The sequence below is a fragment of the Halomonas sp. TH-94 genome, from assembly GCF_057473365.1.
Map to the genome: position 1 here is coordinate 31,441 of NZ_JBYCKL010000024.1, position 14,551 is coordinate 45,991.

A 14,551-nucleotide genomic window follows, 5' to 3' on the forward strand; every position below is an offset into this window, starting at 1 on the left:
ATGACGTCTTCATCCGTGTGGCCTGCACGCCTCCATGAGGCGGCGGCCTGGCGTCGTGCCGAGGGGCTGTGGCGCGAGCGTCGTACGCTCCAGGCCGGACTGATCGACTTTGCCGGTAACGATTACCTCGGACTCAAGGGCGACCCGCGTCTGGCTGAGAGGCAGGCCGCAGCGGCGCGGGAGTACGGAAGCGGAGCCGGGGCCTCTCACCTGGTAACGGGGCACCTGGAGGTACACGAAACGCTCGAACGACGCCTGGCCGAGCTCGTTGGACGCCCCCGTGCGCTGCTCTTCTCCACCGGATACATGGCCAATCTGGGCACGCTGCAGGCGCTGTGCGACAGCCATACACTGGTTTTCCAGGACCGTCTCAACCACGCCTCGCTGATCGATGGCGCCGGACTCGCGGGTGCTCGCTCACGCCGCTTCCATCATCGCGACCACGACGACCTCGAGCGCCTTCTCCGCCGAGCTCCACCGGAGACACCGAAGCTGGTGGTCAGCGATGGTGTGTTCAGCATGGATGGCGACGTAGCGGATGTAGGCGCTCTGGCGGCAGTCAGCGCCCGACACGGCGCCTGGCTGATGATCGACGACGCCCATGGGGTAGGCGTGCTCGGCGCCCGGGGAGATGGCTGCGTGGGTCGCGCCCATGGCCATGAGAGCGTGCCGATACTGGTCGGCACTCTCGGCAAGGCGCTGGGTACCGCCGGCGCCTTCGTTGCCGGCAGCGAAGCGCTGATACTGCACTTGATGCAGTTCGCACGCGCCTATGTCTACACCACGGCGCAGCCCCCCGGCGTGGCCGGCGCCAGTCTGGCGGCACTCGACATCCTTGCCGCCGAGCCGGAGCGCCGTGAGCGCCTGCGTCGCAATATCAGCTATTTCCGCCACGAGGCAGCGCTGATCGACCTGCCGCTTACGGACTCCTTCACGCCCATTCAGCCGCTGATACTGGGTGCAGGGGCACGCGTAATGCAATGGGCAGCACGGCTGCGGGAGGCTGGCCTGCTGGTCGGCGCCATTCGTCCACCTACCGTGCCTCGGGGTGAGGACCGTCTGCGCATCACCCTTTCCGCCAGCCACAGCACGACCCAACTGGATGTTCTGCTCGACGCCCTGTCGCGAATGCAACGGGAGCTGACGGTATGACGGCACTGGTACTTCTCTCCGGCTGGGGGATCGATGCGCGGATCTGGCAAACGCTCGCGCCTCACTGGCCGAAACATCTCGACGTGAGAACGCCCGACTGGCCAGGCTACGGTGAACGGTTCGCTGAAAGCTTTTCGGTCTCCCTCCCGGCGCTGGCCGCCAAGATGCGCGATCAGCTGCCCAACGATGCCGTATGGGTCGGCTGGTCGCTCGGCGGCTTGCTGGCCGGCGCGTTGCTGGCACACCTGCCAGTGCCCAAGGCGCTGGTGTTGATCGGAACCGGTCCGAAGTTCTGCCATGCCGACGGCGTCTCGACAGCGGAACTTGCTACCTTTCGCCGGGCCTTCGAGCGTGACCCCATGGCCACCTGGCAACATTTCCTGCGCTGGCAGCTCCAGGGGGAGCCTGCACCGCGCTCAGCCCACCGGCGCCTGCTCGACCTGATCGGAAGTCAGCCAAGCGCTTCGCTGCGCTCCCTGGAGGCCGGGCTTCATCAACTGGGCGACATGGATCTTACGCCCATGCTGGCATCGCCGCCGTGTCCGATACGCCGCATCGCGGGGGAGCATGACGGCTTGATGCATGCAACCACACGTGAATCGGCTGACCTGCTGCTTACCGAAACCGGTCACTGCCCGATGCTATCCCGCCCCGCAGCGCTGGCCGGTTACCTCTCAGGCCTGGGACAGGAGTTCACCCGCGCCTGTGACGACAAGGCGGAGGCAGCGCAATGACTGGCGTTCAAAGTCGCGCGGCCTGTCGAAATGAAACCAGCGACCCAGGCGTCTGGCGCCGACAGGTTGCCAGGGCCTTCTCGCGTGCCTCGGACCGCTACAAGCAGCTGGCCCTGGCCCAACAGAAGATGGGGGAAGCCCTCTGGGAGCACCTTCCGGCCCATGCCCGGAGCGTACTCGACCTGGGCTGTGGCCCCGGGCACTGGAGCCGATGCCTGGCAGAACACTACGGTACGGACTGTCGCGTCATCGGTGTCGATATAGCCCCAGGCATGCTCGCCACCGCCCGCCAGTCTCCCGCGCCTCGAGTCCACTGGCTATGCGCCGACGCCGCCGACCTTCCGCTTGCCGACTGCCGGGTGGACGTCGCATTTTCCAATCTCGCGATTCAGTGGTGTCCCGACCTCGACGCCATTATGGCGGAGCTCTACCGAGTGCTTCGACCCGGCGGCCGTGCCGTGATCAACACCTTGGGGCCGGGGACACTACAGGAACTCGCTCACGCCTGGTCGAGCGGTGACGCCCTTCTCCCCTTCCCATCCCGTGACCGACATCTGGCCAGCGCACGCCTGGCAGGCTTCGGCATGGTCCAGTGCCGTGCCGTGAGCGAACGCTTCCACTACCCTGATCTGAGAGCGGTAATGGCCTCGATCAAGGGTGTCGGGGCCCATGCAACCCGCCGCACGGTGACACTGACGCGCAGCGATGTCGCTCGTGCCGAGAAGCGCTACGAAGCGCTGCGGGAAGCCGCGGGACTGCCGGTCAGCTATCAGCGCCTATGCATCGTTCTCGACAAGGAGCCGACGCCATGTCCGCCTTCTTCGTGACCGGCACCGATACCGATGCCGGCAAGACACTGGTCGCCGCCGGCCTGCTGGCATTGGCCCGCTCCAGAGGTCTGACCACGCTGGGGCTCAAGCCAGTGGCTTCCGGCTGCCGGATGACACCCGATGGGCTGCGCAATGACGACGCCCTAGCCCTTCAGGCACGCAGCGTACCGCCCGTAAGCTACGAAACGATCAACCCATTCGCCTTCGAGCCTGCCATCGCCCCCCACCTGGCCGCCCGTCAGGTCGGTAGCCACGTGACTCTCGCTAAGCTCGAGGAGCGCCTCGCCTCGCCGCTTTCTGCAACGCGGGACCTGCTACTCATCGAGGGCGCCGGCGGATGGCGGGTACCGCTGAACGACGAGGAAGAGCTTGCCGGGTTGGCGCTTAGGCTCGAGCTTCCGGTGATTCTGGTGGTCGGCCTCAAGCTTGGCTGTATCAATCATGCGCGTTTGACGGCGGAGGCGATACGCGCGGATGGCGCTCGTCTCGCCGGCTGGGTGGGGAACCTGCTGGACGCCGACTTTGCCCGACATGCCACACTTTACGAGGCCAATCTGGATACCCTGCGGCACACGCTGGCTGCACCATGCCTGGGAATAGTGCCACGCTTGAGCCGGGTAGCCCCGTCAAGGCGTCCGGAAGCCGCAATTGCGTACCTCGACCTGCCCAATGACAATTGACTTGCGAACAAGGGTCCGTACAATGTGGACGCCTGCCCAACCCTGCGGATGTGGTGGAATTGGTAGACACGCCAGATTTAGGTTCTGGTGCCTTCGGGCGTGGGAGTTCAAGTCTCCCCATCCGCACCATCACGGCTCCTCTTTGCCGAGCCGACTGACACACCTTGTCGACAGCTTATTCGTTACGGCACTCGCGACTGCCTTGACTACCTGCGCCTGTCGTATGCACGGGCTGCTTGTTTCGCATACCTCACGGTGGCAATGATGGCTTCCCCCGTCTGGCATCCCTATGCTCACTTGCTCACTCAACCCGTCGCACCCAAGGTCGTCGGCGGCGAAGGGGCCCGTTTTTTCCTCGAAGGCGGCGAAACGCTGCTCGACGCCACCTGCTCCTGGTGGTGCATGATTCACGGCTATGCCCATCCTCGCCTGGTAGCAGCGATCAAGGAGCAGGCGGATACGCTGTGCCACGTCATGCTGGGTGGTTTGACCCATGAGCCGGCAGACCGCCTGGCCCGTGAGCTGGTAAGAATCACCCCGCCAGGGCTCGAGCACGTCTTCTATTCCGACAGCGGCTCAGTGGGGATGGAAGTGGCGATGAAGATGGCAGTGCAATACCACTACCTTCGTGGCAGGCCGGAAAAGCACCGCATGCTGTCGCTGATGAAGGCCTACCACGGCGATACCAGTGGCTGCATGGCGGTATGCGATCCCGAGGAAGGCATGCACAGCCTGTTCTCCGGTTATTTGCCTCGCCACCATTTCGCGCCTGCTCCGGTGGCACCTTACGATGCCGCTGCCGAGCTCGTCGCCAAGGACCTTGCGGCGCTGCGTGGCGTATTGGAACACCACCATGAAGAGATCGCCGCGCTGCTGATGGAGCCTCTGCTACAGGCCGCGGGCGGGCTCAATATGACGTCTCCCCTCTATCTGACCGGTGCCCGGGAGCTGTGCGATGAATTCGACGTGCTGCTGGTGTTCGACGAGGTCGCCACGGGCTTCGGTCGAACCGGCCGGATGTTCGCTGCCGACCACGCCGGGGTGACCCCCGACATCATGGTGCTCTCCAAGGGGCTCACCGGCGGCTACCTGGGCCATGCCGCCACGCTGGCGACCGACAGGGTGCACGACGCCTTCGCCGGCGAGACACCTCTGCACGCGTTCATGCACGGCCCTACCTTCATGGGCAACCCGCTGGCCTGCCGCGTCGCCCTGGAGAGTCTCGCCGTATTCGAGGAGGAGAACTACCTGGAAAAGATCGCCGGCCTGAATCGCGTATTGTGTGAAGAGCTGTTAGCAGACGAAGCACTACGCCACCATCCAGCCGTAAGCGACATACGCGTGCTCGGTGCCACTGCGGTCATCGAGGTAAAGGATTCCACCCGACTGCAGGGCGTCGCGGCATTCGCCCGCCGCCGCGGCGTCTGGCTGCGCCCCTTCGGACGCTGGCTCTACACCATGCCCGCCTATATCACCAGCGAGGCGGATATGCGGCGGATTACCCATACGATGAAGGCTTGGTTTTTCGACTGAAAACGACAGCGCCGCCCGTAGGCGGCGCTGTTGGCATGGGCAATCGAGGTGGGCCGATCAGGCCATGGCAGGCTGGGCATAGGAGATGGGCGCCAGCTCGCGCTCCTTCTCGAAGGTGACGATCTCATAGGCATCGGGTTGTGCCAGCAGCGCCCGGCACAGCTGATTGTTCAGCGCATGGCCCGACTTCACGCCGCGGAACTCGCCGATCAGGCTGTAGCCCAGCAGGTAGAGGTCGCCGATGGCATCGAGCACCTTGTGCTTGACGAACTCATCCTCGTAGCGCAAACCACCCTCGTTAACGATGCGGTAGTCATCGACGACGATGGCGTTGTCGAGACTGCCACCCAAGGCGAGATTGTTGGAGCGCAGATATTCGAGGTCACGCATGAAGCCGAAGGTCCTGGCACGGGAAACCTCCTTGACGAAAGAGGTCGTGGAGAAATCCACCACCGCCGTCTGCTTCTGATCCTCGAAAACCGGATGGTCGAAGTCAATGGCAAAGGATACCTTGAAGCCCTGATGCGGCAGGAAGCGCGCCTCCTTGCCATCGTCCTGTACCACCACTTCGCGTTTGATGCGAATGAACTTCTTGGGGGCTTCCTGTTCGGCGATACCGGCCGACTGGATCAGGAATACGAAGGGACCGGCGCTGCCATCCATGATCGGCACTTCGGCAGCGCTGAGATCGACATAGGCATTATCGATTCCCAGGCCCGCCAGCGCGGACATGAGATGCTCCACGGTAGCCACCTTGACATCGCCACGCGAGAGCGCGGTGCAAAGGGTCGTATCGGTGACCAGGGTAGCGCTGGCCGGCACCTGGACTTCCGGCTGCAGGTCCGTGCGAACGAACACGATCCCCGTATTGACCGGGGCGGGACGCAAGGTCAGGTAGACCTTCTTGCCGGAGTGAAGGCCAACGCCGGTGGCGCGGATGGTGTTCTGCAGGGTGCGTTGTCTGATCATGGGCAGTAGCCAGGCCGTTGTAAGTTATCAAACACTGTTCACTATAACACCGTAGGCGTGTTTCAACAAAAAAACATCTCCTGACCCTGCCAATACCTGCAATAGCTTTTCTCAATCAGCCTGCCGGCGCAGGAAGGCCGGAATGTCGAGGTAGTCATCCAGCTCCTGAGGCGAGCGACGCTTCTCGGCCTGCGGCTTGACGGCCTCCTGAGGCTCGGCTTTGGCCACGGCACTCTGCTGGCGCATGGCCGGCTGGGTGCGCTGACGGTAGTCGCTGCCTTCGTTGCGCTTTGCGGTCGTCTGGCTCGCTGCCTTGACTTGACGCCCTTCGAGGCCGGCGGCGACCACGGTGACACGCAGCTCGTCGGTCATGTCCATGTCGATGGAAGTACCCACGACGATGGTGGCATCCTGGGAGGCAAACTCCTGCACCGTAGCACCGACGTCGTTGAACTCGCCGATGGAAAGATCGGGTCCGGCGGTGATGTTGACCAGGATGCCGCGCGCGCCATGCAGATCGATGTCTTCCAGCAGCGGGCTGCGAATGGCCTTCTCGGCGGCCTCGCGAGCACGGTTCTCGCCCGTGGCACCGCCGGTACCCATCATCGCCATGCCCATTTCCGACATCACCGTACGCACGTCGGCAAAGTCGACGTTGATGATGCCCGGGCTGGTGATCAGCTCGGCGATACCCTGCACGGCACCCAGCAGCACGTCGTTGGCAGCGCTGAAGGCCGTCAGCAGGCTGGCGTTCTTGCCCAGCACGGAGAGCAGCTTCTCGTTGGGAATGGTGATCAGGGAGTCGACGTGTTCAGACAGCTCCTTCATCCCTTCTTCAGCCACGCGCATACGCTTGGGACCTTCGAAGGGGAACGGTCGAGTGACCACGGCCACGGTGAGAATGCCGAGCTCCTTGGCCACCTGGGCCACCACCGGAGCACCGCCGGTGCCGGTGCCGCCACCCATGCCGGCGGTAATGAAGACCATGTCGGCGCCGCTGATGAGCTCAGCGATACGCTCACGGTCTTCCATCGCCGCCTGCCGGCCGACCTCAGGGTTGGCGCCGGCGCCCAGCCCCTTGGTAATTTCGTTACCGAGTTGGAGCACGGTTTTGGCAGCCACTCGCTTGAGTGCCTGGGCATCCGTGTTGGCGCAGATGAACTCCACGCCTTCGATATTGCTCTCGACCATGTGATTGACGGCGTTACCGCCGCCACCACCTACGCCGACGACCTTGATGACCGCACTGCTCGAGGGTGCGCTATCTACCAGTTCGAACATAAGCCCCGTCTCCTGGACCGCGCCGCGGCCCTGTCAGAAATTTCCTTTCAACCAGCCCTTGAGTTTTGCCAGCGCCGGAATCCCTTCCCATCCTCCGCGCTGGGAGACGTCATCACGCCTGGGCGGTGCTGCCACCACCCTGCCCTCACGGCCATGCCCATGCCTGGCTTCCTGAAGGGCGTAATGTAGCAAACCTACACCGGTGGAATAAATCGGGTTGCGTACCACGTCGGCCAGACCGCGAACGTTGTGCGGGCAGGCGATACGAACCGGCATGTGGAAAATCTCCTCGGCCAGTTCGACGACACCCTCCATTCGCGACGTACCTCCGGTCAGCACCACGCCAGCGGCCACCAGATCTTCGTAACCGCTGCGCCGCAGCTCATCACGGATCAGCGTGAACAGCTCTTCATAGCGCGGCTCGACCACCTCGGCCAGTGCCTGGCGCGACAGATCCCGAGCGGGGCGATCGCCGACGCTCGGCACCTTGATCATTTCGTCGCTGGCGGCCAGTTGGGTGAGAGCGCAGGCGTACTTGACCTTGATCTCTTCAGCATATTGCGTCGGTGTGCGCAGTGCCATGGCGATATCGTTGGTGACCTGATCGCCGGCAATGGGTATCACTGCGGTGTGGCGAATAGCCCCTTCGGTGAACACGGCGATATCGGTGGTACCGCCGCCGATATCGACCATGCACACGCCCAGCTCACGCTCGTCTTCGGTCAGCACCGCCATGCTCGAGGCGAGCTGCTCGAGGATGATGGCATCGACCTCGAGGCCGCAGCGCCGCACACATTTATCGATGTTCTGCACCGCATTTAGAGCGGCAGTGACGAGATGAACGCGCGCCTCGAGACGTACGCCTGACATCCCCAGCGGCTCACGAATTCCCCCCTGGGTGTCGATGGCGAATTCCTGAGGAAGCACATGCAGCACACGCTGCCCCTCGGAAATTGCCCGCGCGCGAGCCGAATCGATGACCCGGTCGATATCTGCGGGCATCACTTCGCGCTCTTTTATCGCGACTACACCGTCGGAGTTCATCGAACTGATATGGCTTCCCGCCACACCGACATACACCGAATGGATATCACATCCGGCCATCAACTCGGCTTCTTCAACGGCACGCTGAATAGATTGTACCGTCGACTCGATGTTGATCACCACACCCTTCTTCATGCCACGCGAAGGGTGCGAACCTATGCCGGCAATCTCGATGCCGCCGTCATCGGTAGGTTGTCCGACGATGGCCACCACCTTGGACGTTCCGATATCCAGTCCGACTACCATGTTGGAGGAATTGGAAGTGACTGCCATGTGTCGGAGTGTCTCCTGGAAACTTGACCCGCTGGGTATCCATTATTCTGATAAATGGTCATTGCGCCCATTATAGAAACAACTGGCGTTAAACCACCAGTCCATTACGAAAAACCTGGTTCACGATACGGGTTATTGACGACAAAGAAAATAGCGCAGTGACCGTAAGTCGAGATCAAATGGTGAAAAAAGGTATCAACCTGGACCTTCTTCTTCCTCGTTCAGCTCGGTTTCGCCGTGCCAGGCCACGGATACGCCATTCGGATAGCGCAGATCGATATAGCGAATATGGGTCGCATGAGAGCCAAGTTGCCGCTGCCAAGCCGCCGCCAGCCTCGCCAGACGGGCCTCACGATCGCTGCGCCCCAGCATCACCCAAACGCCATCGTCGAGCTGAAGTCGCCAGGCGCCACGGGGCTCCAGCCGCAACTGGGTGATAGTGAGATCGAGCTGGTCGAAACGCGAACTCAACCGCCGGTGGTAGGCCAGCACCTCGGCGCCGCTACCGACAGGGCCGGCCAGATCGGGCAAGCCTTCAGGGGGCTCGATCGGCGCAAAGGCGAAGGGCTCGCCATCGGAATTGAGCAGATAATCGTCATTCCAGCGCGCTACCGGCGACTGTTCCACCAGTTCGAAAGCCAGCGTGTAGGGCCATTCGCGAGAAAGACGGACCTCCGCCAGCCAGTCGATATTGCGCGCCGCCCGACGCAGGGCAGGCAAATCGGCCGAGAGCCAGGTCTGACCTTGCAGCAGCGGTGCCAGCTGAGAGCGAAGATAATCGGCACTGACGTGCTGAAGCTCACCGCTTATAGAGACCCGCTCGATGGGTCGGTCAAGCCAGGTCCACAGGGCTCGTCCCCCAGCTCCCAACAAGATAAGCAGCAGCAGCAAACCCAGCGTCGAGCCTCGGGTACTCATGCCTGACGCGGCTCCAGCGTGGTACGCAGAATCATCAGCACCAGCTCTTCGAAGCCGATCCCTGCATGGGCGGCCGCCTGAGGCACGAGGCTGTGGTCGGTCATGCCCGGCGACGTGTTGACCTCGATCAGCCAGAAGCGGCCCTGCGCATCTTGCATCACGTCGACGCGACCCCACCCTTCTCCGCCTACCGCCTCGAAGGCTTGACGGCACAAGGCGCCCAGCTCGGCCTCCTGCTCGACGCTCAGGCCGCAGGGCAGGTGGTAGCGGGTATCGTTGGAGACGTACTTGGCTTCATAGTCGTAAAAGCCACTGGGCACTTCCACCCGTATGGCTGGCAGCACGCGTTGGCCCAGCAGCGATACGGTGAACTCCTTACCGCTGATGAAGCGCTCGGCCATGACTCTGGCATCGAAGCGCGCCGCTTCACGATAAGCAGCCTCGAGAGCCGCCCTGCTTTCGACGATGCTGATACCCAGGGTCGATCCTTCGTGCACCGGCTTGACGATGAGCGGCAGACCCAACTGCGCGACGATGGCATCCCAGTCGGCATCGGCGACCAGCATCAGCGACTCCGGGGTCGGCAGGCCAACGGCATGCCACAGCAGCTTGGTGCGCTGCTTGTCCATGCCCAGCGCCGAGGCCAAAACGCCACTCCCGGTATAGGGGATGCCAAGCAGTTCCAGCGCTCCCTGGAGGGTGCCGTCCTCTCCCCCTCTGCCATGCAGGGCAATGAAGACGCGATCCGGGGCGAGCGCCTCGAGCCCGACCAGACCGCCATCGGCAGGGTCGTAGCCTATGGCGTCGACACCGCTGCGCTCGAGCGCCGCCAGCACCGCCGCACCGCTCTTGAGAGAGACCTCGCGCTCAGCGGAATTGCCGCCGTAGAGGACAACCACCCGCCCAAAGTCCTGAGCCAGCGTCATAACACCACCTCGTCAAGCTTCAGTTGGCTCTCGGCCAGTGCCAGGGCGATGCCGCCCACGTCACCCGCGCCCTGGGTAATCAGGATGTCGTCATCGCGCAGCACCTTGGCAAGCAATGACGGCAATTCGGACTTGTGCTGAACGAAGATCGGATCGAGATTGCCACGCTGCCGAATCGAACCGGCCAGGGTCTTACCGTCGGCGCCGGGTATGGGCGCCTCCCCGGCACTGTAAACATCCAGCAACAGCAGCACGTCGACCCCGGCCAGAACGCGCACGAAATCCTCATAGAGGTCGCGGGTACGGCTGTAACGATGAGGCTGATAGATCATCACCAACCGGCGCTCGGGCCAGCCGGCGCGTACCGCCTTGATGACCATCTCCACCTCTCGCGGGTGGTGGCCGTAATCGTCTACCAGCATGACCTCGCCGCTGCTTGCGGGCGGCGGAAAGTGACCGTGAACCTGGAAACGACGGCCCACACCGGCAAACGCGGCCAGTCCCCGCAAGATTGCGTCATCTTCTACGCCGGCATCGGTGGCAACGGCAATGGCCGCCAGCGCATTGAGAGCGTTGTGGCGACCTGGCATGCCCAGGCGCACCTCCAGCGGAGCCAAGCCATCGGGACGCAGTGCCGTAAAACGGACTTCACCTCCTCGCTGGGTGAAGCTGGCGATGCGGTAGTCGGCGTCTTCACTGAAACCGTAGGTGACGAACTGCCGGTGGATACGATCCAGCAGGCTGCGGACGTTGTCGTCGTCGATACAGAGAATGGCAAGTCCGTAGAAGGGCAGATTGTGCAGAAACTCGATGAAGGTGCCCTTGAGACGTTCGAAATCGCCACCGTAGGTGCTCATATGGTCGGCGTCGATATTGGTGATGATCGAGACCATAGGCTGCAGGTGCAGGAAGGAGGCGTCGGACTCGTCGGCCTCGGCAACCAGATAATCGCCCTCTCCCAGCCTCGCATTGGCACCCGCGCTGGTCAGTTTGCCGCCGATGACGAAGGTCGGATCGAGCTCGCCCTCAGCCAGCAGCGTTGCCGTGAGGCTGGTGGTAGTGGTCTTGCCATGGGTGCCGGCGACAGCGATCCCGTGGCGAAAACGCATCAGCTCGGCGAGCATCTCGGCCCGCCGTACCACCGGCACGCGATGCTCCTGGGCCCAGCGAATTTCAGGGTTCGACGCGTCTACTGCGGTCGAGACCACTACCACGTCGGCGCTGGCAACGTTCTCTTCGGCGTGGCCTATCGCCACGCGAATGCCGTGTTCGCGTAGCCGGTTCACCACCGACGACGCCTTCAGGTCGCTGCCGCTGACCTGGTAGCCCTGATTGACGAGCACTTCGGCAATACCGCACATACCGGCACCGCCAATGCCCACGAAATGAATGTGCCGAATACGGCGCATGCCCAGGCCCTGCCCATTGCGGGGCAGCGTGGCCTGACCGGGAACCGGCCTCAAGGTGCTATCGCTCAAGCGCTGTCTCCATGCAACCGGCCACCATGCGTTCGACGGCGTCGAGGTGCGCGCAGCGCCTCGCCTGTCGTGCCATGGTGGCGAGAGTGTCGGGGTCGAGCAGCGTCGTCAGGCTCTGTGCCAGCGCCGCTGCCGTCATCTCTTGCTGTGGTATCAACTGAGCCGCTCCCGCCGCCACCAGGGCGCGGGCATTGGCTGTCTGATGGTCATCCACTGCATGTGGCAGGGGGATGAAAAGGGCCGGCTTGGCCGCGGCAGCCACCTCGGAAACGGTCAGGGCGCCTGCCCGGCACACCACCAGATCGGCCCACTCATAGGCCTTGGCCATGTCATCGATGAAGTCGCTCACCTCGGCCTCGACGTGTCGAGCCAGATAGCCTTCCCGGGTCGCCTCGTCCTTGTCGCGCCCAGCCTGGTGACGCACCTCGGGACGACTCGCTTCAGGCAGCTCCGCCAGGGCTTCAGGCAGACGCTGGTTGAGCGCCAAGGCGCCCAGCGAGCCGCCAACGATCAATAGCCGCAGGCGGCGTCCTTGCATCTGTGCCGCCTCTCGCGGCGACTCTCCCAGTGCGGCGATCTCGTCGCGTACCGGGTTCCCCACCACTTCCGCACGCTTGGCAAAGGCCTGCGGAAAGGCAGCGTACACTCGCCGTGCCAGCCGGGCCAGGGCGCGATTGGTCATGCCGGCCACCGCGTTCTGCTCATGTATGACAAGCGGGTATCGCAGCAGCCAGGCCGCAAGCCCGCCGGGTCCGCTGGCGAAACCGCCAAGCCCGACCACCAGCGCCGGGTCGAGCTGGCGGATGACGCCTCTTGCCTGCCACACGGCACGCGCCAGGCTGAAGGGTGCCATGAGCCAGCCGGATAGGCCATTGCCCCGCAACCCCGCCACAGACACATGATGCAGCGGCAGTTCGGCGGCTGGCACCAGGCGATTCTCGATGCCCCGCGGGCTGCCCAGCCAGTGCACTTCCAGCCCTTCAGCCTGAAGCCCGCGCGCCAGCGACAGCGCCGGGATGACGTGCCCACCGGTGCCACCGGCCATGATCAGCACGCGACGTGCCCTGGCCTCGGTCACTTCATGACTCCTTGTCCGTTGATCAGGGGTTCGCGGCGACCCGACGGCTCCCGGGGAGCCGCTGGGCTGGTCCGACGCTGCGCCAGCCGGGTGTCGATGTCCGCACGCAGCAGCAATGCCACCATCGCCGCACTCACCAGCAGACTGGAACCGCCATAGCTGAGCAGGGGCAAGGTCAGCCCTTTGGTGGGCAGCATACCGGTACTCACGGCGATGTTGATGAAAGCCTGAGCCCCTATCACCAGCGCAATGCCGTAACAGACGTAGGCGGCGAAGGCCATGCCGGCCAGCTCTGCCCGCCGGCCTACTGCCAACGCACGCCAGATCAGCAGAGCGAACAAGCCGACCACGGCAATGGCACCAAACAGGCCGAGTTCTTCGGCTAGCACGGCGAAGACGAAGTCGGTATGCGCCTCCGGCAGATAGAACAGCTTCTGCACGCTGTTACCGAGCCCCATGCCCAGCCAGTGACCGCGACCGAAGGCAATCAGCGCCTGGGTCAGCTGGTAGCCGCTGGCGAACTGATCGGCCCAGGGATCGGAAAAGCTGGTGAGTCGCGCCAGACGATAGGGCTCTGCAATTGCCACGTAGAACCCCAGCACACCGACGGCGACCAGAATGAAGACGAATCGTCCCCAGGGCGCTCCTGCCAGCAACAGCATACCCATGACGCAACCCGTCATGACGACGACCGCGCCATAGTCCGGCTCCAGGATCAGCAGCACGGCAATCACGCCCATCACCAGCAGCGGGCGCAGGAAAGCCCCCCAGCTGCGCCGCACGTCGGGAAGGAAGCGCTCCAGGTAGCCCGCCAGATAGACGATCAGGCACAGCTTGGCCACTTCCGAAACCTGTAAATTGAAGGGCAGCAGCGGAATCGACAGCCAGCGCCGGCTGCCATTGACCTCACGCCCGATGAGCAGGACCAGGAACAGCAAGGCAATGCTGATCAGCAGCAATAAGGGGCCGTTAGCCCGCCACCAGGCCAGCGGCGAGCGCAAGGTCACTACCGCCACCCCCAGCGCCATCATCACGAAGAGCGCATGGCGTTGACTGAAATACCATGGGTTGCCGGTCAGGCTGGCGGCCACCTCGGTGGAGGCCGACGTGACCATGACCCAGCCCGTCAGGACCAATGCCAGAGCGGCGAACAGCAGCCAGCCGTCGAACGGCTGGTCCTGCGTTGTAAGACGCGCCCGCAGGCGCCGAAGGCGGACGAACCTTGGCTTGGACGCCTGCTTGGCCTTAGTCGACATGCCGCGCCTCCTCGACGTGTTGCCTGACCCACTGCCGAAACGCATCGCCGCGGGCACCGTAGCCGGAAAACTGATCGAGACTGGCACAGGCCGGCGAAAGCAACACACAGTCTCCCGGCTCGGCGATCTCTCGTGCTCGAGCCAGGGCGGTCATGAGATCGTCGACCCGTGTCACGCTTACGCTCCCCTGCAAGGCAGAAGCCATGAGACCGGCATCGGTGCCGAACAGTATCGCTTCGCGTCCGTAGCGCGCCAGCGGCTCGGCCAACGGCCTGAAGTCGGCGCCCTTGCCCAAACCGCCAGCCAGAAGCACCAGGCGGCCCGACAAGGTAGGGCCAAGGCCGCCAATCGCCGCCAGTGTAGCCCCGACATTGGTGCCCTTCGAATCATTGATCCAAC

The 14,551-nt window shown here is 63.6% G+C and carries 14 protein-coding genes and 1 tRNA gene; 6 read left to right on the forward strand and 9 right to left on the reverse strand.

Annotated features, from left to right (window positions below):
* From bioF to bioA, 6 genes are all read left to right on the forward strand, one after another.
* The gene (gene bioF, locus AC2VNO_RS04375; RefSeq protein WP_486932986.1) at window positions 1-1,152 is read left to right on the forward strand and encodes an 8-amino-7-oxononanoate synthase; all 1,152 of its coding nucleotides are present in this window, start codon (window positions 1-3) and stop codon (window positions 1,150-1,152) included.
* Window positions 1,149-1,886 (forward strand): alpha/beta fold hydrolase, encoded by a 738-nt coding sequence (locus AC2VNO_RS04380; protein ID WP_486932987.1) that lies wholly within the window; start codon window positions 1,149-1,151, stop codon window positions 1,884-1,886. Before bioF ends, AC2VNO_RS04380 begins: the two co-directional genes overlap by 4 nt.
* Window positions 1,883-2,713, forward strand: a complete 831-nt coding sequence (locus AC2VNO_RS04385) for a methyltransferase domain-containing protein (RefSeq protein WP_486932988.1) — start codon at window positions 1,883-1,885, stop codon at window positions 2,711-2,713. The genes AC2VNO_RS04380 and AC2VNO_RS04385 overlap by 4 nt, the downstream gene beginning before the upstream one ends.
* Complete coding sequence (gene bioD, locus AC2VNO_RS04390) at window positions 2,695-3,396, forward strand: dethiobiotin synthase (protein ID WP_486932989.1); 702 nt, start codon at window positions 2,695-2,697, stop codon at window positions 3,394-3,396. The genes AC2VNO_RS04385 and bioD overlap by 19 nt, the downstream gene beginning before the upstream one ends.
* 44 nt (window positions 3,397-3,440) lie before the next feature.
* Window positions 3,441-3,525 (forward strand) — tRNA-Leu (locus AC2VNO_RS04395).
* Between the two features lie 135 nt (window positions 3,526-3,660).
* Entirely contained in the window at window positions 3,661-4,929 is a 1,269-nt protein-coding gene (gene bioA, locus AC2VNO_RS04400; RefSeq protein ID WP_486932990.1) for an adenosylmethionine--8-amino-7-oxononanoate transaminase, read from the forward strand.
* A gap of 57 nt (window positions 4,930-4,986) precedes the next feature.
* Here the strand turns inward: bioA and lpxC are convergent, their stop codons facing one another.
* The 9 genes from lpxC to AC2VNO_RS04445 all read right to left on the reverse strand — a co-directional run.
* Complete coding sequence (lpxC, locus tag AC2VNO_RS04405; RefSeq protein WP_486932991.1) at window positions 4,987-5,898, reverse strand: UDP-3-O-acyl-N-acetylglucosamine deacetylase; 912 nt, start codon at window positions 5,896-5,898, stop codon at window positions 4,987-4,989.
* A gap of 111 nt (window positions 5,899-6,009) precedes the next feature.
* Window positions 6,010-7,179 (reverse strand): cell division protein FtsZ, encoded by a 1,170-nt coding sequence (ftsZ, locus tag AC2VNO_RS04410; RefSeq protein ID WP_486932992.1) that lies wholly within the window; start codon window positions 7,177-7,179, stop codon window positions 6,010-6,012.
* Between the two features lie 33 nt (window positions 7,180-7,212).
* Window positions 7,213-8,496 (reverse strand): cell division protein FtsA, encoded by a 1,284-nt coding sequence (gene ftsA, locus AC2VNO_RS04415; RefSeq protein ID WP_228578584.1) that lies wholly within the window; start codon window positions 8,494-8,496, stop codon window positions 7,213-7,215.
* Window positions 8,497-8,691: 195 nt separating this feature from the next.
* Entirely contained in the window at window positions 8,692-9,414 is a 723-nt protein-coding gene (locus AC2VNO_RS04420) for a cell division protein FtsQ/DivIB (protein WP_486932993.1), read from the reverse strand.
* Complete coding sequence (locus AC2VNO_RS04425) at window positions 9,411-10,340, reverse strand: D-alanine--D-alanine ligase (protein WP_486932994.1); 930 nt, start codon at window positions 10,338-10,340, stop codon at window positions 9,411-9,413. Before AC2VNO_RS04425 ends, AC2VNO_RS04420 begins: the two co-directional genes overlap by 4 nt.
* Window positions 10,337-11,749: a UDP-N-acetylmuramate--L-alanine ligase gene (murC, locus tag AC2VNO_RS04430; protein ID WP_486933000.1), complete on the reverse strand. Its 1,413-nt coding sequence runs from the start codon at window positions 11,747-11,749 to the stop codon at window positions 10,337-10,339. The genes AC2VNO_RS04425 and murC overlap by 4 nt, the downstream gene beginning before the upstream one ends.
* A 58-nt stretch (window positions 11,750-11,807) precedes the next feature.
* Window positions 11,808-12,863 carry an undecaprenyldiphospho-muramoylpentapeptide beta-N-acetylglucosaminyltransferase gene (gene murG / locus AC2VNO_RS04435; RefSeq protein ID WP_486933001.1) on the reverse strand — a complete coding sequence of 352 codons (1,056 nt, stop codon included), beginning with the start codon at window positions 12,861-12,863 and terminating at the stop codon, window positions 11,808-11,810.
* A 29-nt stretch (window positions 12,864-12,892) separates the two neighbouring features.
* A complete protein-coding gene (ftsW, locus tag AC2VNO_RS04440; RefSeq protein WP_486932995.1) occupies window positions 12,893-14,152 on the reverse strand; it encodes a putative lipid II flippase FtsW in 1,260 nt (419 codons plus the stop codon).
* Window positions 14,142-14,551: glutamate ligase domain-containing protein (locus tag AC2VNO_RS04445; RefSeq protein WP_486932996.1), on the reverse strand; the 410-nt coding region annotated here is incomplete at its 5' end. The genes AC2VNO_RS04445 and ftsW, both read right to left, overlap by 11 nt.